The 21,964-nt window shown below is 55.8% G+C and carries 19 protein-coding genes, 1 pseudogene and 1 riboswitch; of the genes and pseudogenes, 11 read left to right on the forward strand and 9 right to left on the reverse strand.

The features are described from left to right. Positions 1-923, forward strand: a pseudogene (locus ABFB09_RS05830) (hypothetical protein); the annotation flags it as partial. Between the two features lie 88 nt (positions 924-1,011). Here ABFB09_RS05830 and ABFB09_RS05835 read toward each other — a convergent pair. Beyond that, positions 1,012-2,595, reverse strand: a complete 1,584-nt coding sequence (locus tag ABFB09_RS05835) for a S8 family peptidase (protein WP_347000564.1) — start codon at positions 2,593-2,595, stop codon at positions 1,012-1,014. Between the two features lie 191 nt (positions 2,596-2,786). Here ABFB09_RS05835 and prfA point away from each other — a divergent pair, with 191 nt between their 5' ends. From prfA to ABFB09_RS05870, 7 genes are all read left to right on the forward strand, one after another. Further along, positions 2,787-3,857: a peptide chain release factor 1 gene (prfA, locus tag ABFB09_RS05840; RefSeq protein WP_347000565.1), complete on the forward strand. Its 1,071-nt coding sequence runs from the start codon at positions 2,787-2,789 to the stop codon at positions 3,855-3,857. A gap of 14 nt (positions 3,858-3,871) precedes the next feature. After that, complete coding sequence (gene prmC / locus ABFB09_RS05845; RefSeq protein WP_347000566.1) at positions 3,872-4,675, forward strand: peptide chain release factor N(5)-glutamine methyltransferase; 804 nt, start codon at positions 3,872-3,874, stop codon at positions 4,673-4,675. 71 nt (positions 4,676-4,746) lie between these two features. Then, entirely contained in the window at positions 4,747-5,550 is an 804-nt protein-coding gene (locus ABFB09_RS05850) for an electron transfer flavoprotein subunit beta/FixA family protein (RefSeq protein WP_347000567.1), read from the forward strand. A gap of 66 nt (positions 5,551-5,616) precedes the next feature. Beyond that, positions 5,617-6,594, forward strand: a complete 978-nt coding sequence (locus tag ABFB09_RS05855; protein WP_347000568.1) for an electron transfer flavoprotein subunit alpha/FixB family protein — start codon at positions 5,617-5,619, stop codon at positions 6,592-6,594. A 44-nt stretch (positions 6,595-6,638) separates the two neighbouring features. Further along, positions 6,639-6,787, forward strand: a riboswitch (molybdenum cofactor riboswitch). A gap of 77 nt (positions 6,788-6,864) precedes the next feature. After that, positions 6,865-7,782, forward strand: coding sequence for a substrate-binding domain-containing protein (locus ABFB09_RS05860; RefSeq protein ID WP_347000569.1), 918 nt, complete (start codon positions 6,865-6,867; stop codon positions 7,780-7,782). 6 nt (positions 7,783-7,788) lie between these two features. After that, positions 7,789-8,505: an ABC transporter permease gene (locus tag ABFB09_RS05865; protein WP_347000570.1), complete on the forward strand. Its 717-nt coding sequence runs from the start codon at positions 7,789-7,791 to the stop codon at positions 8,503-8,505. Between the two features lie 3 nt (positions 8,506-8,508). Next, complete coding sequence (locus ABFB09_RS05870) at positions 8,509-9,600, forward strand: ABC transporter ATP-binding protein (protein ID WP_347000571.1); 1,092 nt, start codon at positions 8,509-8,511, stop codon at positions 9,598-9,600. Positions 9,601-9,655: 55 nt separating this feature from the next. Here the strand turns inward: ABFB09_RS05870 and fusA are convergent, their stop codons facing one another. The 5 genes from fusA to xerD form a co-directional block, all read right to left on the reverse strand. Further along, positions 9,656-11,725 (reverse strand): elongation factor G, encoded by a 2,070-nt coding sequence (gene fusA / locus ABFB09_RS05875; RefSeq protein WP_347000572.1) that lies wholly within the window; start codon positions 11,723-11,725, stop codon positions 9,656-9,658. Positions 11,726-11,867: 142 nt separating this feature from the next. Then, complete coding sequence (locus ABFB09_RS05880) at positions 11,868-12,419, reverse strand: stage II sporulation protein M (RefSeq protein WP_347000573.1); 552 nt, start codon at positions 12,417-12,419, stop codon at positions 11,868-11,870. Next, positions 12,416-12,979 carry a nitroreductase family protein gene (locus tag ABFB09_RS05885; protein WP_347000574.1) on the reverse strand — a complete coding sequence of 188 codons (564 nt, stop codon included), beginning with the start codon at positions 12,977-12,979 and terminating at the stop codon, positions 12,416-12,418. Before ABFB09_RS05885 ends, ABFB09_RS05880 begins: the two co-directional genes overlap by 4 nt. 123 nt (positions 12,980-13,102) lie before the next feature. Then, a complete protein-coding gene (locus ABFB09_RS05890; RefSeq protein ID WP_347000575.1) occupies positions 13,103-13,384 on the reverse strand; it encodes a hypothetical protein in 282 nt (93 codons plus the stop codon). Between the two features lie 26 nt (positions 13,385-13,410). Further along, positions 13,411-14,322 carry a site-specific tyrosine recombinase XerD gene (gene xerD, locus ABFB09_RS05895; RefSeq protein ID WP_347000576.1) on the reverse strand — a complete coding sequence of 304 codons (912 nt, stop codon included), beginning with the start codon at positions 14,320-14,322 and terminating at the stop codon, positions 13,411-13,413. A 139-nt stretch (positions 14,323-14,461) separates the two neighbouring features. Between xerD and uvrC the strand changes: the two genes are divergently transcribed. Both uvrC and ABFB09_RS05905 read left to right on the forward strand, forming a co-directional pair. Beyond that, positions 14,462-16,279 carry an excinuclease ABC subunit UvrC gene (gene uvrC / locus ABFB09_RS05900; protein ID WP_347000577.1) on the forward strand — a complete coding sequence of 606 codons (1,818 nt, stop codon included), beginning with the start codon at positions 14,462-14,464 and terminating at the stop codon, positions 16,277-16,279. 25 nt (positions 16,280-16,304) lie between these two features. Further along, on the forward strand, positions 16,305-17,138 hold the full coding sequence (locus ABFB09_RS05905) for a DUF6544 family protein (RefSeq protein WP_347000578.1): 834 nt from the start codon (positions 16,305-16,307) through the stop codon (positions 17,136-17,138). Between the two features lie 27 nt (positions 17,139-17,165). Here the strand turns inward: ABFB09_RS05905 and ABFB09_RS05910 are convergent, their stop codons facing one another. Next, positions 17,166-17,999 carry a Cof-type HAD-IIB family hydrolase gene (locus ABFB09_RS05910; RefSeq protein ID WP_347000579.1) on the reverse strand — a complete coding sequence of 278 codons (834 nt, stop codon included), beginning with the start codon at positions 17,997-17,999 and terminating at the stop codon, positions 17,166-17,168. A 103-nt stretch (positions 18,000-18,102) separates the two neighbouring features. Here ABFB09_RS05910 and mutS point away from each other — a divergent pair, with 103 nt between their 5' ends. Beyond that, on the forward strand, positions 18,103-20,667 hold the full coding sequence (gene mutS, locus ABFB09_RS05915) for a DNA mismatch repair protein MutS (RefSeq protein ID WP_347000580.1): 2,565 nt from the start codon (positions 18,103-18,105) through the stop codon (positions 20,665-20,667). A gap of 66 nt (positions 20,668-20,733) precedes the next feature. Here the strand turns inward: mutS and ABFB09_RS05920 are convergent, their stop codons facing one another. Then, positions 20,734-21,444, reverse strand: coding sequence for a CDGSH iron-sulfur domain-containing protein (locus ABFB09_RS05920; RefSeq protein ID WP_347000581.1), 711 nt, complete (start codon positions 21,442-21,444; stop codon positions 20,734-20,736). A gap of 234 nt (positions 21,445-21,678) precedes the next feature. Next, entirely contained in the window at positions 21,679-21,864 is a 186-nt protein-coding gene (locus ABFB09_RS05925) for a hypothetical protein (protein ID WP_347000582.1), read from the reverse strand. Positions 21,865-21,964 lie beyond the last annotated feature (100 nt).

A 21,964-nucleotide genomic window follows, 5' to 3' on the forward strand; every position in this document is an offset into this window, starting at 1 on the left:
CCACTACCTTCACCGGCAGTTATGCCATCACTCAGGCCGATATTGACGCCGGCTTCGTCTATAACACCGCTACCGTCGATACCGATGAGGATGCTACTGACACCGACGACAACACCGCTAGACTGCCTCAGAATCCGGCTCTGGTCATCGAAAAAGCCACCAATGGTGAAGACGCCGACCTACCGACCGGCCCAGAAATCATCGCCGGTGAAACGGTTACCTGGACTTACGTAGTAACCAACACCGGTAATGTAACGCTTTCAGGCATCGCCGTTACCGATGATAAGGGTGTTATCCCGGTCTACGTCAGTGGTGACGATGGGGATGGTTTGCTGAACGTTGGTGAGTCCTGGACCTATGAAGCCTCAGGTATCGCCGTAGCTGGTCAGTACGCTAACATCGGCACCGCTTCCACCATGTTCAACGATGCTCCTGTCAGTGATACTGATCCGTCCCACTACTACGGCCTACAGCGCTACGATGAGACCGCCTGGGCAGGACCCGGCACAGAAAACAGTTCTGTTGATGGTAATTCATCTACCGCCTGGGGCTGGACCAACGACATCGGAACCGGAGATGGGGAATGGACTTTCGATCTCTGGGCAGCCGCCGGCCAAAACGATACCAGCAAAGGTATTCTGGTTGGTACGGTCACCGTCACCAGAGTCGGCAATACAGTTGAAGTCACCTACGAGATTGACACTTCATTAGATGAAGAATACACCATCATTGAAGCTCATCTGTGGGTTGGCGACACGCCATTGCCGATCACCAAGAAAGGCACTCCTACCTCTTCACCCGGCCAATTCCCATTCAGCCCGTCAATAGAATCTGACGGATTATCGGCGACTTGGTCAGGTACCTTTGACGCGAGTGATGCACTCTACGTGTCAGCGCACGCAGTCATCGAGTGGTACGAGTAAAAACACCCGGAGTACTTAATGTACTCGTAGGTGTAAACCAGAAGGAGGGCTCTTCCGAGCCCTCCTTCTGGTTTAACCTTTGTTTCGGTTACTTGGTTTTTGGCAGTTTGCCAACTACAGAACTGAATATTATTTCATAAGAAGCCTTCACCAACCCATTAGCATAATCCCACTCATACTTCTCAAGGTTCATCTCATTAATCGTTACTACATAAATTCCGGCAGCAGGTTTAATGATGGTAACAGCCAAGCTACCGACGTTATCCGTAATACCATTATATTGCCAGGTGCTATTGCCCATACTAACGGTGAAGCAAATGACAGCACCCGTGACTGGACCAACTTCATTTATCGCCTTGACGCTGATAACCAGATTTTTACCGTTGACAACAAAGCTGATATCGCTAACCCACATGTTTGTAACAACGGGTACTTCCAGTTCAGGAGCCGGTTCGGGTGGTGGTTCCGGGGTTAGCTCGGGAACTGGCTGTATCGGAGTAAAAGTAAATGAAGTGACAGCTGCAGCCGCATTTATGCGTCCGGCGCCGATTCCGTTGACCCCGATATTGTCGGCTGAGGCCTCAATTATGGCACGTATTTCATCGTTCAAACGCCCGTTGCTATTGCTATCGGCGACACTGGATGCGACTAGCGCAGCTAAACCAGATACGAATGGCGCGGCCATAGACGAACCGCTCTTGTACCCGTAACTGCCGTTAATCAGGGTGGCCATGATGCTGGATCCAGGAGCCGCTATATCTACCCAGTCTCCAAAGTTAGAAAAACCAGATAAACTGTCAGTACTATCAGTAGAAGCCACCGCAAAGGCATTAGCATAATAAGCCGGGTAGACCGGCGTAGAATTACCGTTATTACCGGCCGAGGACACCACGACAACACCATTGTTCCAGGCGTAATTAACAGCATTCTCCAACGTTATTGAGGCTGCACTACCGGAGAGACTCATATTAATCACATCAGCGCCGTTGTCCGCCGCCCAGATGATACCGTTGGCAATAGCCGAATATGAGCCCGTACCGTCATCGCCCAACACTTTAACATTCATCAAAGACGTAGCGTAGCCCAAACCAGCGACACCCAAACCGTTATTCGGAATAGCCGCGGCAATACCAGCCACATGAGTGCCGTGCCCTTTCACGTCATCCGAGGTGGTACTGGTGGAATAATTAATGCTGGCCACAATTTTAGCGGCCAAATCCGGATGATCCAGGTCAATACCGGTGTCCAGTATGGCAATTTTAATTGTATTGGATCCGGTATTTACCGCCCAGGCTTCGGCGGCGTTAATTTTTGCCAATCCCCATTGCTGAGCCGTATAGGTATCATCAGAGACCTCATCTGCTGTCGCCGCAGCATCAAATTCCGCGTAGATAACATTCGGATTGTTTTGATACACTTTAAGCATACCAGCCGCTTTACCGGGGGCGAATGACAACACCTGGATTCTTAGCGCCGGAATCAAATCCTTAACCACGGCATTATTGTTGTGGTTAAGCGCAGCAATTTCAGCAGTCGAAGCACCGGGACGGAAGGCTACCAGAATTGTATCGGCACCTTCACTTACTTCCGGTGGAGCAGCGGATATAATCGCCGCCGGCACCAGCAACACCAATGAAAGCGCAGCCATAAACACTTTTCTTAGAATTTTCATATTGGATTCTCCGGTCGTGCGTGTCAACACGACTTGGATATATTTACTCGATGCAGTCTACAGGTTTATCCCACATCGGGTAATCCCCCATTAGTACCGAAATCACATAATATTTAGTACTACGTTTTATACAAATTCACCGGAGGGTCACAAGATGAGAAGCCCCACGCCCCATGCTATAATATGAGCTTATGTTGAATCAGCTTGAAAATATCGAAAAACACTATCAAGAGATAGAGGAATCAATCGCCGACCCGGCGATCGCCTCGGATATCGCCGCGCTCACCAAGCTGGCTAAAGAGCGGTCTTCCATGGAGGATCTGGTCAACTTGTACCGCAATTACAAGCGTGTCGCCAGGGCCTTTGAGGATACTGAGCATCTGCTGAATACCGAGCGAGACGAGGAGATGCTGGACATGGCGCGGGAGGAATACCGCAGCCTCAAGGAACAGCAGGAATCCCTCTACGAAGAGCTGAAACTGGCTCTCCTGCCCAAGGACCCCAACGCTGACCGCAACATCATCATCGAGATCCGCGCCGGCACCGGCGGTGACGAGGCCAAACTTTTTGCCGCCGATCTCTTCCGCATGTACACCCGTTACGCGGAGATCAAGGGCTGGAAAGTGGACGTCATCGACCTGACGGAATCCGCCGACGGCACCTTCAAGGAAGCGGTGGTTGAGATCGACGGCGAGGATGTCTACAACCGCCTTAAATATGAGAGCGGCGTCCATCGCGTCCAGCGCGTGCCGGTAACCGAGGCCGCCGGCCGCATCCACACCTCCACCGCCACCGTGGCCGTATTGCCGGTGGCCGAGGAGGTGGAAATCGACATCAAACCGGAAGACCTTAGGATAGACATCTATCATTCCGGCGGCGCCGGCGGCCAGAACGTCAACAAGGTGGCTACCGCGGTGCGTATGACCCATTTGGCCAGCGGCATCGTCGTCGCCTGCCAGGAAGAGCGTTCCCAGCTTAAAAACCGGCAGAAGGCCATGGCCCTGTTGCGCTCCCGCCTGCTGGCCATGGAACAAGCCAAGGCGGACAATGAGATGATAGACGCCCGGCGTTCCCAGGTCGGCACCGCGGAACGTTCGGAGAAGATTCGTACCTACAACTTCCCTCAGGACCGCCTGACCGACCACCGCATTGGCTTGTCCGTTCACAACCTGCCCAAGATTCTTGAAGGCAACCTGGACGACATTATCGACGCTCTGGCCACAGATGAACAGGCCCGCCTGCTGCAATCATCCGGCCTATGACCCTCGGCGACATTTTGAGAGAAGCTGGAGCCCGAGTATCCGGTCCGGCCGCCGCCATCGAGGTTGAAGCCCTATTGCGCCACGTCACTGGGCTTTCGCGAGCCGGACTGTATTCCAGGCTCGATCAGATCATCGACACCGCTGCCGCCGAAGAGTACTTCGATCTCATCGAACGGCTGAAAAACGGCGAACCTTTACAATATCTAACCGGTCATATCGAGTTTTACGGCCTTGATTTCACCGTCTCTCCCGACGTGCTCATTCCCCGGCCTGAAACCGAGCTTATGGTCGAAAGAGCCCTCGATATCGCCAAGGGGTACTCAAGCCCGGTCATTGCCGATATCGGCTGCGGATCGGGCGCCGTGGCAGTGACGCTGTCCAAGCACCTGCCGGGATCGACGGTTATCGCCGTCGATATTTCTTCCGGTGTCCTTGATCTCACCCGCCGCAACGCCGCCTTTCATGGGTGTAGCAACATTGAGTTCGTAGAAAGCGACCTGCTGGAATCTCTTGGCGACCGGCGGATCGATATCATCTGCGCTAACCTGCCCTACGTTCCCGCTGTCGAGGCGCAGGGCAACCGCTTCGAGCCGCAACTGGCACTCGACGGCGGCCCCGACGGTCTGGACATCATCCGCCGCCTGGTAAGCCAGGTCGCCGGGCGGCCGAACAAACCCGGCTGGCTGCTGCTTGAATTTGGCACCGGCCAGACAACCGCGGTACAAACGATCATCGACAAGTACTTGCCCGGGAGCCGTACCGTAATCCACCGCGATTTGATACCGCTCGATCGTCTCTCGGTCACCGAACTGATTTGACCGTACCCCCGCCCCGGTGCTAAATTAATCAAGTCGTTGAGCAAGCGTTCAATATCATCGAGGAGACAACCTTGAACATCATAGTTCTCATTAAACAGATCCCCGACCCTGAGATACCGCCGGCCAGTTTCAAGATCGACGCCGCTGCCAATAAGGTGGTGCCGCCATCCGGAGTGGCCCCGGTCATCGACCCTTATTCAGAGCATGCCCTAGAGGCCGCTCTTAAGCTCAAAGACGCCAACCCCGGCAGCACCATCAAGGCAGTAAGCCTGGGCAGCGGTCTCAACAAGGAACTCCTCAAGAAAGCACTGGCCCTCGGCGCCGACGAACTCATCCTCGTCGATGACTCCGTCTTCGAGGGCAGCGACAGTGCCGGCACCGCTCACGCCCTGACCCTGGCCGTGAAGAAGATCGGGCAGTTCGATGTCATCCTTACCGGCCGTCAGGCCGCTGACTGGGACGCCGGCCAGGTCGGCTTGCTGGTCACCGGTGCGCTGGACCTGCCCGTGGTCAGCCGCGCTCGCAAAATCGATTCAGCCGGCGGCAGGCTCCGCATCGAAAGAGTAACCTCCGATGGCTACGAAGTCGTCGAAGCGCCAATCCCGGCGGTCGTCACCGTAGCGAGCGAGATCGGCAAGCTGCGCCTGCCCAACATCAGGGGCGTGCTGGCCGCCAAAAAGAAGGAACCGGCGGTTTGGAAAGCGGCGGATATCGGGACTGAAATCACCTCGACAGGTGAGGCAGGACGCAGGGTGAAACTCCTGAAACTGTATCAACCGCAACGCGAAGCCAAATGTGAGATTATTTCCGGGGATACCCCGGAAGAACAGGGCGTCAACCTCGCCCTAAAATTGCGCGAACTGAAACTGATTTAATATTTCTCAATTTTTTCGAACTAAAGGCTCGCACTGAGCGAAGCGAATGTGAGAGGGTGAAATCCCATGAACCACAACAAAGGTATCTTAATCATCATCGAAGTCAAAGACGGCACACCATCATCATCCGCCGCCGAGCTTATGGGCGCGGCTCAGGCCATCGACACCGGATCGAACGAAGGTATCGACATACTGCTCATCGGCTCCAACGTCCAATCCGCCGCCACAATTCTCGGCAGCCTCGGCGCGACCAAGGTCTTCACCGCCGAGGCCGGCGCCATCATGGACGACACCGCAGCGACCATCGTCACCCGGCTGGCCAGTGATGTAAACCCCAGGTTCATCCTGATGGTGGAGAATGATCTGGGCCGGGACCTGGCGCCTTTGCTCGCCGCCAGACTCCAAACCGCCGCGGTAACCGACATCGTTGCCGTCCGCGCCGATGGTGATGAGATCGTATTCACCCGCCCGGTCTACGGCGGCAACGCCCTGGCTGATTTCATCATCGAGACCGGACCCGGAATCGCAAGCATCCGCCCCAAGGCGTTTTCCCCGGCAACCGTCAATGAAAATCGCCAAGCCGAGATCATCGAACTGCAGCCGGCTGACTCGACGACAGCGATCCGCGTCCTTGAACAGATCAAGATCAAAGAAGAAGGCCCCCGTCTGGAAGATGCCAAGGTGGTCGTCGGCGGCGGCCGGGGATTAGGCGGGCCGGAAGGTTTTACCCAGCTTAAGGAACTGGCCGACCTGCTCGGTGGAGGTGTCGGCGCCTCCCGCCCTCCTTGCGACCAGGGCTGGTGGCCGGAGAGCGGCCAGATCGGCATCACCGGTAAGGTGATCGCCCCTGAACTATATATTGCCGTCGGCATTTCCGGTTCAAGCCAGCACCTGTCCGGTGTTTCCGGCACCAAGACCCTAGTCGCCATCAATAAAGACGCCGAGGCCAACATCTTCAAGGCGGCGGCGTACGGCGTCACCGGCGACTGGAAGAAGGTACTGCCGGCGCTTATAGGCAAGGTAAAGGAGATGACCGGGAAGTGACATCGGTTGACCGGTACTAGTACCCTGTGTTAACATAGCTCTAATTTAATATCTGTCTCCGAAGTCTTGGAACCTAAATCCTTCTCCGAAGGCCATGGTGAAAAGACCGGTGGGTGGGGCAAACCACCCCAAGGGCGATGCTGAAAACGGCGCCGCCTCCCGCGATTTGGAAAGGAGAAAAAGCCATGACTGAGACATTGTCTGGCCGCGCACCTCCTTAAAAAAGAGGTGCTTTTTTATCGGGAAAATATAATGAATAAAGGGTGTGTTATGAAAAAATTCTGGTCAAAACTGGCAGCGGTGATGTTCTCACTGATGCTGATTTCTTTTGCCGCCATCGGTTGCGGCACCGAAACCCCCAACCCCGACCCTACTGCCACGGACGATGAAGGGCTGAGTGTTCTCGACCCGAGCATCAGGTTAAGGGTCTCCACCACCACCAGTCTGTATGATACTGGCCTGTGGGCGCTTCTGGAGCCCATGTTTGAAAAAAAATATGGCGTTGAAGTTGACGTCATGTCCAACGGCACCGGTATAGCGTTGGAATTTGGTAAACGCGGAGACGTGGATATCGTTGTTGTACATTCAAAGTCACAGGAAGAAGCTTTCATCGCCGGTGGTTTCGGCACTCAGCGTTATGTTTTTGCCAGCAACTATTTTGTCATTGTTGGCCCGGCTAATGATCCTTTAGGATTGAAAGGGTTATCTCCGGAAGCGGCTTTCAAAAAACTGGCTGACTCCGGTACAGCTAAATTTGTTTCCCGTGGTGACAATTCCGGTACTCACGCCAAAGAAAAGGCTATCTGGGCGGCTGCCGGCTTTAACTACGAGACAGTTCGTACTTCTGGCTCATGGTACATTGACGCCTCAGGCGGCATGGGTGCAACACTCCTCAAAGCCAAAGAGTTCGGAGCTTATACTATAGCTGATATCGGCACCTTCCTGGCGTACAAAGCCGATACCGGCTTGACCATAGCCGTTGACCAGGGGGCCATCCTCTTAAACGTGTATGCGGCCATTCCGGTTAACCCGGCGAATGTCCCCGGCGTTCGTAACGCTGAGGCAGCCAAGATCATGGCTGAGTGGTTGATGTCTAAGGAAATACAGGATATCATTGGACAGTACGGCGTTAAAGATTATGGCGCCCCACTATTCAACCCAACCTATGGCGTAGAACCGACAAGTTAGGATAAATTGGACGCAATTTGGCAAGGCTTGCAAAAGGCTGTTGAGCTGATCATATCGCTTGACTCTGAAGTTTTCGAGATTTCCTGGCGGTCGCTGAGCATATCAGCGACCGCCAGCGTAGTTGCGGCATCCATTGCGTTACCCTTGGGAGCCCTTATCTTTCACTCCACTTTCCGTGGAAAAAGGGCTCTCATCAGTTTCATCAATACCCTGTTCAGCCTGCCGACAGTTCTCGTCGGCCTGCTGGTCTTTATGCTGTTTTCCCGCGCCGGGCCGCTGGGTGAATTCGGTCTGTTGTTCACTCCCACCATCATGATTATCGGTCAGGCATTACTGGTAACTCCGCTAATGCTTGGCTTGGTAATCTCCGCTCATTCCGGTATTGACCGCCAGGCCAAGGAAACGGCCGTAGCGCTGGGAGCCAGTCGCTGGCAGATGGGTGTGATGATGATCAAAGAGGCCCGGTTTGCTATATTTACCGCCTTTATCCTGGGGTTCGGCCGCGCCATTTCCGAAGTTGGTTTGGCGTTGATGATCGGCGGTAACATCAGCGGATACACACGTGTATTAACCACTGCCATCTCTCTGGAAACCGGACGTGGCGATATTGAACTGTCTATTGCCTTAGGTATAATTCTGTTGGCGATTGCCCTTATCATCAATTTCGGGCTTGGCTGGCTTCAGCAACGAGAAATTCATATGATCAAAAGAGTGGAAGAATAGTCCATGTCTATTCTGCAGACCCACAATTTATCCCGACGATACAACCAGACTGAAGTCTTGAAAAACGTTATTCTAGACATTTCAATGGGAGAAACTTTAGCCGTCATCGGCCCTTCCGGAGCGGGTAAGAGTACACTGATCCGCCTTCTGGATCTGCTGGAATCGCCTTCATCCGGTAGTATCACACTGTTCAACCAAACCGTGAGTAACAAAACTGATCGTTTGCCTTTGCGCCGGCGTATGGCCTTTGTCCACCAGAAACCGCTGGTGTTCTCCACCAGCGTCTTTGAGAACGTGGCTCAGCCGTTGCGCTGGCGAGGAATGAAAAATACCTTCATTGAAGAACGGGTAACCGATGCCCTGGCGCTGGTGAAGATGGACAGCTATGCCGGCCGTCATGCCAAAACTCTTTCCGGTGGCGAAACCCAGCGCGTCGCTCTGGCGCGGGCACTTGTAACCCACCCGGAAATAATATTTCTGGATGAACCGACTGCTAACCTTGATCCCCTAGCCACCACTATGGTTGAGGAGCTGATTTCCAGTGTAATTCAAGCGCGCAACCTGACCGTAGTGATGACAACACATGACCTGGCTCAGGGACAGCGGCTGGCTGATCGCATCGGGGTACTGGTAGCCGGGGAATTACTGCAACTAGGCAAGCCATCAGAAATATTCATGTCTCCGGCTTGTCGCGCCGTAGCGGAATTTATTGGCGTGGAGAATATCTGGAACGGCACTGTCACCGGATCAGATAACGGGCTATTCACCGCTGCCGTAAACGGACATATTATTCAGGCTGTCGGATATTTCAACATCGAAGATACCGTTGATCTTTTCATTCGGCCGGAAGATATCATCATCTCAATTACCGATGATAGAACCAGCGCCCGTAACCGTTTGCCGGGCACCATCACCCGCCTAAGCCTGGTCAGTCCGCTAGTCCGGCTTGAATTAGACTGCGGTGGCTTGCCGTTGATGGCAGTCGTCACCCAACAGGCGGCCACCGATCTGGGGCTGGTTATCGGTAAACACGTCTTTGCTAGTATGAAAGCCACCGCCATTCATACAGCTAAAGGTAATTGCCCCGGCCAATAGAAAAGGGAGGGTAAAAACCCTCCCTTTGTTTGACGCCCCAGTAACAATGCGTGTCTTAATGGTTGCTCTGAGTCGCCGCCGTTTCCGCGGCACGTTCGGCCACCAGTTTCTGTGTTAGGTGGGAAGGCACCTGCTGATAATGATCGAAAACCATCTTAAAATAGCCTCGGCCATGCGTCAGGCTCTTAAGGTCGATCGCATAGCGCTGCACCTCTGCCAAGGGCGCTTTCGCGTCGATCATACTGAGGTCGCCTTCCGGGTTGATGCCCTGCACTTGGGCGCGCTTGGTATTCAGATCGCCGATAACATCGCCGACCACGCTGGAAGGTACCGTAATATGCAGCGATACGACGGGTTCGAGGAGAATCGGCCCCGCCGACTCCATGCCCTTTTTGAGCGCGCCCGCGCCGGCGATTTTGAAGCAGATCTCTGAGGAATCCACCGGATGGAAGCTGCCGTCGCATAAAATAGCGCGTACGTCGACAATGGGGAACCCCAGGGAGCCGCCTTCCTGCACAGCTTCTTTGATGCCTTTTTCCACCGCCGGGATATAGTTCCGAGGCACCGAACCGCCAACCACCTTATCCACAAACTCGACGCCGCTGCCGGAGGGCAAAGCTTCAACCTCTAGCACCACATGTCCGTATTGGCCGTGGCCGCCGGTCTGCTTTTTGTGTTTGTATTCGGCTTTGGCTGAACCGGTAACCGTTTCCTTATAAGGCACCCGTGGTGGTTTGAGTTCCACCGCCACGGAGTATTTCCGGGCCATTTTCTCCGCCATTACGTCTATCTGGGTGTCTCCCAAGCCAGATACGACGGTTTCAGCGGTATCGGCATCACGGTGGCTTTCGAGCGTCGGATCTTCTTCCAGGAGTTTAGCTACCGCATGTCCCAACTTATCGACATCGGCCTTAGACTTGGGATGGACCGCCACCGAATAGGTCGGAGACGGAAAGGCGATAGGCTCGATAACTACCGGCGATTCCTGGGTGGTGAGCGTATCGTTGGTACCGGTGACCGATAATTTAGCGACCGCGCCGATGTCGCCGGCACCGATCTGTTGCACGGGGTCCTGGGTCTTCCCGCGCATCACGTACAATTGCCCCACACGCTCGTCAGCTTTCTTTACACTGTTCCACACATGGGAATTGGCCGCTATCGTACCCCGGAACACTTTGAAGTAAGTCAGTTTGCCGACATAAGGGTCAGCGGTCGTCTTGAACACCAGAGCCGCCAGACCATCACCCTCACCAGTTTTGACTGTGCCGCCTTCTTTGAGCGCCACTTCGCGATGTTCAGGTGACGGCAGGAAACTGACGATAAATTCAAGAAGGGAGTCGATACCGGTGTTGTTGAGCGCCGCTACGGCGATGATCGGTACAATCTCCCCGGAGATGATCGCCTTTTTCAATCCTTCCGTTAGTTCTTCTTCAGTTAATTCCTCGCCGCCGAGGAATTCCTCGATCAACTTGTCGTCTTGTTCCGCGATCGACTCCACCAGTTTATCATGGTAATCTTTAACAGCGGCTGCGAGGTTACCTGGAATAGCGGCTTCCTGCGCCGGATGACTTCCGGTAAAGGCTTTCGTCGTGAGCACGTTTATAACGCCGTTGAAATCCTTGGACGCACCAATTGGTACGACCAAAGGGATGCATTTGTGACCGAATTTGGACTGGATACCAGCGACAACCGAATTAAAATTGACGCTTTCACGATCCATCTTGTTAACCACGATGCATCGTGGCAATTTGGCTTCTTCAGCGATGTCCCAGGCATTTTCGGTACCAACTTCGACGCCTGAGGACGCAGCGACTACGATAGCGGCTGATTCCGCCGCCTTGACCGCTACCCTGGCTTCACCGGCAAAGTCGGCGTATCCTGGCGCGTCAAGGAGATTGATCTTGGTATTTTGCCACTTAAAAGGCAGAAGCGAAAGATTTATACTAATCTTTCGCTTCACTTCATCGGGGTCATAATCCGAGGTGGTCGTGCCGTCATCGACTTTACCCATCCGGCTGATGGCTCCGGCGCTAAAAAGCATCGCCTCGGCCAGGGTGGTTTTACCGGCGCCGCTGTGCGACAGGAGCGCCACGTTTCGGATACTGGCTATGCCATAGTTCTCCATGTATCACCTGCCCTGTTATTTAGTCATTGTCGGCTATTATAGCCAGCGGATGCGGATGGGGCAAGTCAGAGGAGATCCGCGACAAAAGGCTAGGTATTAAATAACCGAACCCGGAATCCTGCCAATATTCACCAAAGAAGTCTTAATTAAAAAAGCCGATGAAAACCGGGGTGATGAAACTCTCGATCAATGCCGCGGGTATGAGCAGCAACAAGGCTAAGCCCAGTCGCCGCAGATTAGCCTTCAGTTCCGGGGCAACTCGATCGCGGTATCCGCTCTTGAAAAGACCCCGCAGAACGGCGAAGCCAAAACTGAGCGAGGCGGCCAGAGCAAAAATGAATGCAGGTATCTCGATAATGCCATGTGGCATGATGCCGGCTATCAGGAAGCCTATCGATCGTTCCTCCAGCACCAGGCGGCTGACTATCGTGATGAAGGCACCATTCAACAACAACGATCCGATTGGCACCAGTAACAGCAGCGGGCTGAAAAAGAATGCGGTTAGAAAAGCGGTGACGTTCCGGATCAGGATAAAGAAGAATATTTCTATGCCGGACATCGAAGACACTTCTTCGGCCAGATTGTCGAATACTGTGAGTTCCTCCGCCACGGCATCGGCGGGCAGCACTGTACCGAGCAGTAATCCGGCAGCGAATAATCCGGCAGCTATATAAAGCCAGACTCGAAAATTCACGCTAGCGGAGTCCCGAAGACGTTATATGAGACCAACTCTTCGATGGCCTTGCGCGGCGGCGCCACCGGAAGCGCGTTCTCTGGTGGATAACCCAGCGGCGTCATTGAAACCGTCACCATATTGGGCGGCAGATTGATGATAGCACCAACGGTCGCGGCATCGAAACGTCCCAGGTGGACGGTGCCGAGTCCTAATGAGTGGGCAGCCAGCGTGAGGTTTTGCATGGCCAGCGCTACGTCGTACATATACCAGGAAAGGCCTTTATCCGTCACCGGCGCGCCGTCGTAGCAACCTGACTTGCCGGGCTCGGCGCAGGCGATAATGAGCACCGGTGCCTGCTGTACCGCCTGGGCGGAACGGTTGCCGGAAAGAGACTCGGCGATCTTGGATTTTATGGCTTTATCGGTCACCACGACGAAGTGCCAGGACTGGCTGTTAGCCCAGGAAGGCGCCCATCGCGCGGCTTCCAATACGGCGTTGATCTGTTCTTCTGTGACGGCCTCGTTGCGATACTGCCGATGGCTGCGGCGGGTCTTGATTGCCTGAATCGCGTCCATCATCGCCTCATTTGAAGTTCGTTAATACCAGTTTACCATCTGATCAGGGTAAAAGGTAACATTTTTCATGAGGTAATTACGCCGGTACATCCCCCACTAATCGCCGATTAGATTCCAGGCCGTTGGCTAAAACAGTAGCGACGCCGCTACCAGCACCACCAGCAAAGACCCGCCGATCATGCCGACTCTCTTAAGTTCGGACCCAAGATCGAGTGAATACGTTGGCTGTTTCTCGGCGCGGGGGGCCGCGGCGGATTTGGCCGGGATCGGAGCCGCTTTAGCCGCGGGCGCCGCCGGAGCCGGGGTTGCGGCGCGAGCAGGAGCGGCGGCTTGAGCCGCCGGTTCAGCCGTCATTCGGATTGGAGATTTCTTCTTCTTACCCTGTTTGTAGGAGTATTTATCAGCCATCGCGTTAATCCTATTCGTATTCAGTTTTATTTTCGGGCGCGGGGATGGGCATTGTCATAGGCTCGGCGGATATGCTCCGATGTTAGATGAGTATAAATCTGGGTCGTGGAGATGTTGGCGTGACCCAGGAGTTCCTGCACCGAGCGCAGGTCGGCGCCGCCGTTCAGCATGTGAGTGGCAAAACTGTGGCGCAAGGTGTGAGGCGTCACCACCACGGTCAATCCGGCGGCCTTGGCGTATTCTTTGAGTATCTGCCACAATCCCTGGCGAGTGAGACGTTCGCCGCGCCGGTTCAGAAACAGCGCGTGCTCCGCTTCATCACGCAGTAAACGGTGGCGCACCTCGTTCACGTACTCCCCGACGATCTTCGCCGCCTGGGGATAAATGGGCACGATGCGTTCCTTGCTGCCCTTGCCGAAGCAGCGCACCTGGCCCTCATCGCAGTCCACATCCTGGACGTTCAATCCTATAAGTTCGCTGACCCGCATGCCGCTGGCATAGAGCAACTCCAGCATGGCCCTGTCGCGTTTGGATTCAGGGCCGCCGGCCTTGGTCGGTTGTTCAATAAGCATCTTAACCTGGGTCACCGTGATGGCGTCAGGCAGCGGTTTGCCGACTTTGGGAGACTCAATGTTATCGGTGGGATTCTGTCTGACTCTTTTCTCTTCGATCATAAAACCGAAGAAACTCTTGGCGGCGGCAAGTTTCCTGACCACCGTGGTCACGGCGTAATTGCGTTCCTTCAGATCCAGGAGATAGGCCAACATATCCTGGCGGTTAAAATTGTCCCACAAATCCTGATCGCCGCGTCCCTTCATGCACTTGTTGCCGAATTCAGCCAATTGGCATAGGTCGTTGTGGTAGGCTTCCTTGGTATTAGCAGAGAAACCTTTCTCCACTATCAGGTAATTCAGAAAATTGTCGATATCGGTTTTCATTCAAGCCACCTCTTTATCGGCTCTGCTTTATTGTTATGTATTCTAACATAACTAGAGAAATGGTCAAAGCGGACGCGGTCGCGGGTTGATAACGGCTTTGAGTTTATCCACCATTTCACCGTTATGTTAAAATAACAACGTGACTACGCCATTTATCGACGAACAAGTTCGTCAACTGCCACTCAGTCCCGGGGTTTATCTGATGAAAGATGAACGAGGACAAATAATCTATGTCGGAAAAGCGGTGGTACTCCGTGCCCGCGTCCGCTCCTATTTTCGTGGCACTGGCAAGCTGGATGAAAAGACGCGACTCCTGGTGGATGAAGTACGCGATCTGGAGTACTTTGTCACCGCCTCGGAACAAGAAGCGCTTATCCTGGAACTCAACCTCATCAAGCGTCACCGGCCACACTACAATATCATGCTCAAAGATGACAAGAGCTACCCGTATCTCCGTATCACCCCCGGAGAATGGCCCCGTCTGGAAGTGACCCGGCGATATATTGAAGGCGAGGGCCGCTACTTCGGGCCGTTTACCGATTCGCGCAGCGTTCATGCTGTGGTGGAACTCATTCGGCGTATCTTCCCTTTCCGCTCCTGCACTAAAAACCTGAAGACCGTAAAACGCCCCTGCCTCGAATATGATATGGGCCGCTGCCCGGCGCCTTGTACCGGTAAAGTCGTGGCCGAGGACTACCAAAAGTCGATCGATCAGATCGTACTTTTCCTTGAAGGGCGCCAGGAAAAAGTTGTACGGCAGCTGAACAATCAAATGACGGCGGCAGCGGATAAGATGGATTATGAACGCGCCGCCTCACTGCGGGATCGCATCCGTGACATTGAAGAAGTCATCGCCGCACAGCGTGTCGCCACCCGGGTCAAGGGTGAGTTGGACGCCGTGTCCTTCGCCCAGAACGGTGACGAGAGTTACGTAATGGTCTTTTTCATCCGCGGGGGCAAACTCATCGGTCGGGAACATTTCCTGCTAAAAGGGACTAAGGATCAGCCGGCGTCTGAGGTAGTATCAAGTTTTCTCGGCCAGTTCTACAGCGGTGCGGCTCATCTGCCGCCGCTTATCCTCCTCGAAAACCTGCCCGGTGACCAGAAGGTGCTGGAAGACTGGCTGTCCTCTCGCCGGGGTACCCGGGTAAAATTGACGGTACCCCAGCGCGGACCGCGTATGGAACTGATGCAAACCGTGGCCGAGAATGCCCGGAAAGGCCTGGAACAGTATAAGTTGAAACGCTTGCTCACAGGGGCCGACGACGCCCGTGCCGCTCTCGAAGAACTGGCGGTGGTGTTGAAGCTCGATCGGCCGCCGGAACGCATCGAAGGGTACGATATTTCCAATATCCAGGGGCAGTTAGCCGTAGGCAGCATGGTGGTGTTCAACGATGGTAAACCGGACTCCCGGCATTATCGCCGTTTCCGAATAAAGACGGTTCCCGGCGCCGACGACTTCGCTATGATGAAAGAGGTGATCGGCCGGCGATTCACCCGCGCCACCGAGGAAACCGATGGTAAATGGGGAACCCTTCCTGATCTCATACTGATTGATGGCGGCAAAGGTCAGCTCTCGGCGGCGGTCGAGGCTCTCAAGGAAAGGAATACCGATGATGTGCCGATCATCGGTCTGGCGAAGGAGCGGGAAGAGATCTTCCTGCCGGGTCAATCCAAGCCGATAACCCTCGAAGAGCGCTCTCCAGCCCGCCGCCTGCTGCAACGGGTCCGCGACGAAGCCCACCGGTTCGCCCTGGGTTATCACACCAACATGCGGCAGAAAACGGCGGTCGGCTCCACACTGGACACTATACCCGGCATCGGTCCGGCGCGGCGGAAGACGCTTATCAAACAATTCGGCTCAGTGGCCGGCGTCAGGGCAGCCTCGTTTGAGGAACTTTCCAAGATAAAGGGGATCACGGGACAGCTTGCCCGGTTAATCAAAGAGAGCTTATAATCCTCGACAAGCCAAGGAGTGTGCAATGAACTGGTGGTTGTTATTCTTCGCCATCGATCTCATCCTGGGGATTCTGATCGCAGTCTGGCTGACGCGGCGGGTAAAAGACTGGACAACGGCGCGGCGGAAAGAAGTCGATGAACTGCTGTCCGATGCGCAACCGATCGACAAAACCTTCCGCCAGACCGACGTGACCCGGTTGCCCCCTCCCGTACAGCGGTACCTTAAAAAAGTTGTCAAGGAAGGCACTCCATACATCAGCACCGCGCACCTGAAGCAAAGCGGAAAGATACGTTTTAATAACCGCTGGATCAACCTGAGTGCCAATCAGTATTATACGGTGGAGCCGACCGGCTTCATCTGGAACGCCAAAATGAAGCTTGGTCCGGCCTGGCTTACCACCCGCGACTGCTGCCAGAAGGGCAAAGGCAACATGCTCATCCACGTCCTGTCCGCGCTGCCGCTGTTCGATGTTACCGGCAAGGAGATGGACCACGCTTCAATCCTAAGATACCTATCCGAACTGCCATGGCTGCCAACGGCGTTTCTTCATGATAGCATCCGGTGGGAAGCCGTCGATGACTCATCCGCCAAGGCTACGATCACAGACGGCGGTCTTTCCGCTTCCGGCGTCTTCCATTTCAACGGCAACGATGAGATCACTTCCTTCACCTCATCCGGCCGGTTCCGCTCAGACACAGGTAAGATAACACCCTGGTCCGGCACCTTCAGCAATTACCGGGAATTCGGCGGCATCCTGATACCCTCGGAAGGCAGTGCCATCTGGAACGCGCCCGGGGAAGATTTCGAATATGTACGTCTCACGATTGAAAGCGTCGAGTATAACAAAAAGGCTTAACTTTGTACTCGAACGCCCGCTCCTCGATCAGGCATCCAGTATGAAGCATTTGATGGCCGCGCCCACACCGGATTCATCGACACTTTTCGTGATATGGTCGGCAACAGCTTTTAGTTCTTCGCGGGCGTTGCCCATGGCCACCTTGAGTCCCGCTTTCTCCAGCAGCGGCAGGTCGTTTGTGCCATCGCCGACGGCCATCACCCGGTCGAGACCGATGCCGAAGTGTTCCGCCAGTTTCTTGAGGGCGACCCCTTTGGAAACGCCGGGATCGACTACGTTGACGAATCTCATATCCGGATAAGCCGGGGTGCGAGCATCGGAACCGCGCAGGCGCCCATCAAAGTGGTCCATGAACAGCCGGGCTTTAGCGTCTTCCACATCATTATGGACCATCAATTCACACTTGATAACCGTCTCCCGGCCGATGATGTCATCGAAGTCGGCCAAGGTGCTCTCTAAGCCGAAAAACTCCCGGTGCACCGCGTCAGCCCAGGTGATCTCCTCTACGAAGTAGCGATCGATGGCGTACAGTTCCAGGTATATGTCATTCTCCCGGGCGAAGGCGACGGCGAACTTGAGCGTTTCATTATCGACCGGCTGAACATATACGGTCTCACGGCGGCTCAGGTCATAAACCAGCGCCCCATCAAAGAAAATATGAACGCCGTCCAGCCCCAGTTCAGCGATGAAACCGCGGCAGGCGTCGATGACCCGCCCCGTCGAAAGCGCCACTTTAACCCCCCTGGCCTGTGCCGAAGCGACGGCTCTCTTATCCGCCTCCGAGATACGGCCGCGAGCATCCACCAGCGTTCCATCCAGGTCCAGGACCAAAAGTTCATATCCCCGGTTCAAGTTAGTCATGCCCCTATTGTAGCATCGCCGGATAGAAGGGATAAATCCCGCCAGAGATATCGTACGGCACCGCAAGCTGACACCGCAGACGCCATCGGGTACAATATGCGGCATGAGCGATAAGAACCTCACCCCTCTGCGAGCCCAGTACCTCAGCATAAAGAAGCACTACCCGGAAGCCATCGTCTTCTTCCGGCTGGGCGATTTTTACGAGACCTTCGACGGAGACGCCGAGATCACCGCCAGGGAACTGGAGATCGTGCTCACCGGCCGAGAGATGGGTAAAGGGGTGAAGGTGCCCATGGCCGGAATCCCCTACCACGCGGTCGATAACTACCTAGCCCGACTGATCGGCCGGGGCCACAAGGTGGCTATTTGCGAGCAGACGACCCGCCCCGGAGGCGACGGCAAAGGCCTGATGGAGCGTGAGGTGGTCAGGCTGATAACGCCGGGCACGGTCGTCGAGCCGGGGTTGCTGGACGGTAAGCGCAACAACTACCTGGCGGCGGTGGCGCCGGGCGCTGAAGAAGCGGGCATCGCCTTTATCGACATCACAACCGGAGAATTTGCCGCGGCTCAACTGCCGCTTTCCCGCCTGGAAGCGGAACTGGAACGCCTGCGCCCGGCGGAGATCATCCTGCCCCGGGATTCCGGCTACCAACCCAGGTTCAAAGCGCCGGTAACGGCGATCGACGAGCGAGATTTCGAACCCGAATCCGCCGCCGGAACGCTCAAAGATAATTTCGGGGTAACCACGCTGGAGGGCTACGGGGTGGCGCGGCTGCCGCTGGCCACCGCCGCCGCCGGAGCGATCATCGCCTATCTGAAAGAAACCCATAAAGGGGCTGTGGCTGGTATCAGCCACCTGACCACCTATTCCGTCGGCGACTATATGGCGCTGGATGAAAGCACCGTCGCCAACCTGGAGATCTTTCAGAACGCCACCACCCGCGCCGTGGCCGGTTCTGTTCTGGGCGTCCTCGACGTCACCCGCACCCCCATGGGCGCCCGGCTGCTGCGGCGCTGGCTGGGACAACCGCTTTTGAGCACGGCGGCCATATCTGAGCGGCAGGACGCCGTGGACTGGTTGTTCCGTAATAGCCTCGTGCGCTCGGAGATTGAACGCTGGCTGAAATCCTTCGCCGACCTGGAACGGCTGGCCAACCGCGTCCGTTCCTTCACCGCCCTGCCGCGGGAGATCATCGCCCTCAAGCGGTCGCTGGAGGCGGTGCCGGAGCTGGGACGCGCGCTGAACGACGCTTCGGTGGCCGGGCTCAAATCAGACCTCAAAGACCGCGCCGACATCGTCGCTTTGATCGAGAACGCCATCGAATACGACCCGGCGACGGCGGTAGGCGAAGGCGGCGTCATCCGCGCTGGCTTTTCCGCCGAACTGGACCAGCTCCGGGACATGGCCACCGGCGCTAAAAGCTATATCGCCAAACTGGAAGCCGAGGAACGCGCGACCACCGGCATCAAGAATCTCAAGGTGGGCTACAACCAGGTCTTCGGGTACTATCTGGAGGTGTCCGCCGCCAACCTGGGACAAGTGCCGGAGCGCTTCATCCGCAAACAGACCCTGGCCAACGCCGAACGCTACATCACCCTGGAACTCAAGGAATACGAGTCTGCAATCCTGTCCTCCCGCGAGCGCCTGGCGGAAATGGAAACCGGGCTCTACCGGCGGGTGCTGGGGCAGATAGCCGAATCGGCCGAAGCCCTGCTGGCTATAGCCGACGCCGTAGCCCGGCTGGACACGCTGACCGCCTTCGCCTCGGTGGCCGCGGATAATAATTATGTCAAACCGCTCATCGATGACAGCGCCGACTTGTTGGTCACCGCCGGACGTCACCCGGTGGTGGAAGACAGCCTTTCGCTGGGCCGGTTCATCGCCAACGACAACACGCTATCGAAGGACGAAGGCCGGATCGTCATCCTGACCGGCCCCAACATGGCCGGAAAATCGACCTATCTCAAACAAACGGCGCTCATCGTACTGATGGCCCAGATCGGCGCCTTCGTCCCCGCCACCGCCGCCCGGATCGGCCTGTGCGACCGCATCTTCACCCGCATCGGGGCGCATGAGGACCTGGCGACGGGCAAATCCACTTTCATGGTGGAGATGGTGGAGACGGCCAACATCCTGGTCAACGCCACGTCGAAGAGCCTGCTCATCCTCGATGAGATCGGCCGCGGCACCTCCACCTATGACGGCCTGGCTATCGCCCGAGCCGTGGTGGAATATATCCATGACCACCTGGGCGCCCGGACGCTGTTCGCTACCCATTATCACGAGATGGTGGCCATGGCCGAAACCCTCTCCGGTGTCCGCAACTGCAACGTGGCGGTGTCCGAGGACAAAGGAGAGGTGGTCTTCCTGCACCGCATCCTGCCGGGTGGCGTCGATAAGAGCTACGGCATCCACGTAGCCAAGCTGGCCGGCCTGCCGAAACCGGTCATCAAGCGCGCCAGCGAAGTGCTGCTGGAACTGGAATCGACCAGGGACAGGTCGATTACTACCGGCGGCAGAAGATCCGCCCCGGCGCCGCAATTGTCCCTGTTCCAGCCGCCGCCGTCCCCGGTGACCGGCGAACTGTTGAAGCTGGACATCGACGCGATGACGCCGCGGGAGGCGTTGGAGAAACTGTATGATCTCAAGCGGCGGGCGGGGGAATGACCGGGGTGGGCGAGACCGGTTCTCGCCCCTGCAGCGCCTGGTGGGTTTCGCTACGCTACACCCACCCTACACTGGCTCGGCTGAATTGAATTTTATCTCAACATGAGTGCCGTCGCAGAAGGGCTTGTTTTTGGAATGGCCGCAGCGGCACAACGTTACCCGGTTCCTCGTCTCATAGACAAACCCGTCTTCCGATTCTATGGGGATGCCGCCGCGTACCCAGATGGGGCCGGAAAACCCGTCGGGAACGCCTTCGATGAGGCCGATGGATGGCGGCAGGTCCGGCTCGATGACGTTGCCCGCCTTGTCGTACAGGACGATCCGGCCTGAGGGACACTCCCCCGCTTCTTCGATGGCTGTCTGCCGGGCCGCCGGGTCATCCGACCGTTCCACCAGATGCCAGGTATCCCCGGCGCGCTGGCAGAAACGGGCATGGGCGCACAACGCCGGCAACTCGGCGAGAGTAAGCTCCGGACCGACGAGCTCCTGAGACTGCGCCGCGAAAGTCTCCCGGCTGGCTGTCTCCGTGCCGTCAAAGCCGTTGGTGAAATGGGAACCGTCGCAGAAGGGCTTATTTTTGGAGCCGCCACAGCGGCACAGGGCGTAGGTCTCCGGCGTCTGGTAAACCTTGCCCTCGCGCCAGCCGTGGCACTCACCGTCCGGATCGCGGCAGATCACCTGCTCCGAAAGCGGCGGCCCGCCGTTGACGATATATGGTCCGTTGCGGGTTATCCTTATGCGATAATTAGCTGGAGCCGGTTTCACTTTTTCGTCCATACTGCTTTCTTCATATTATACCGCGTCACTGCCACTTATCCAGCTGTCAGCCATCAGCTTTCCGGCTACCCGGAACGGTGCCACGTAAGGGAAATTGTTTTTTCACAGACCATTTTTCAGGAAACAATCCCGATTTTTCACGATTGGGATCCAGCGGCTCAAACGTGAGGTTATTTGGCAGAAACAAATAATTCAAGTGAAGCAATTCCATCGTCAATTGTCAGGTATCAGTCGTCAGTCATCAGTTTTTAAGATGCGCTTGATGGGCGAGGTTGTTTCCGCTCCGGTGACATTTTCGGGAGATAATCCCAGAGCGCCCGGCGATATACCCCAAGACCGGCGTCGTGCAGGTCCGGACGCCGGATTGTTCTTGGCGGGGAAAACAATGGAAACAATTATCCCGGTCAAACTTTCAGTCATCAGCCTTCAATGCCGGATCGGGCTGGTGGATTCGTGTGCATAGCGAAAACGAATGAAACGAACAGCCCCTCCCCAGGGCAGAATTGAATTCTGCCCCTAC

Origin of the sequence: Dehalogenimonas sp. THU2 (genome assembly GCF_039749495.1) — a bacterium.
Taxonomy (GTDB): domain Bacteria; phylum Chloroflexota; class Dehalococcoidia; order Dehalococcoidales; family Dehalococcoidaceae; genus Dehalogenimonas.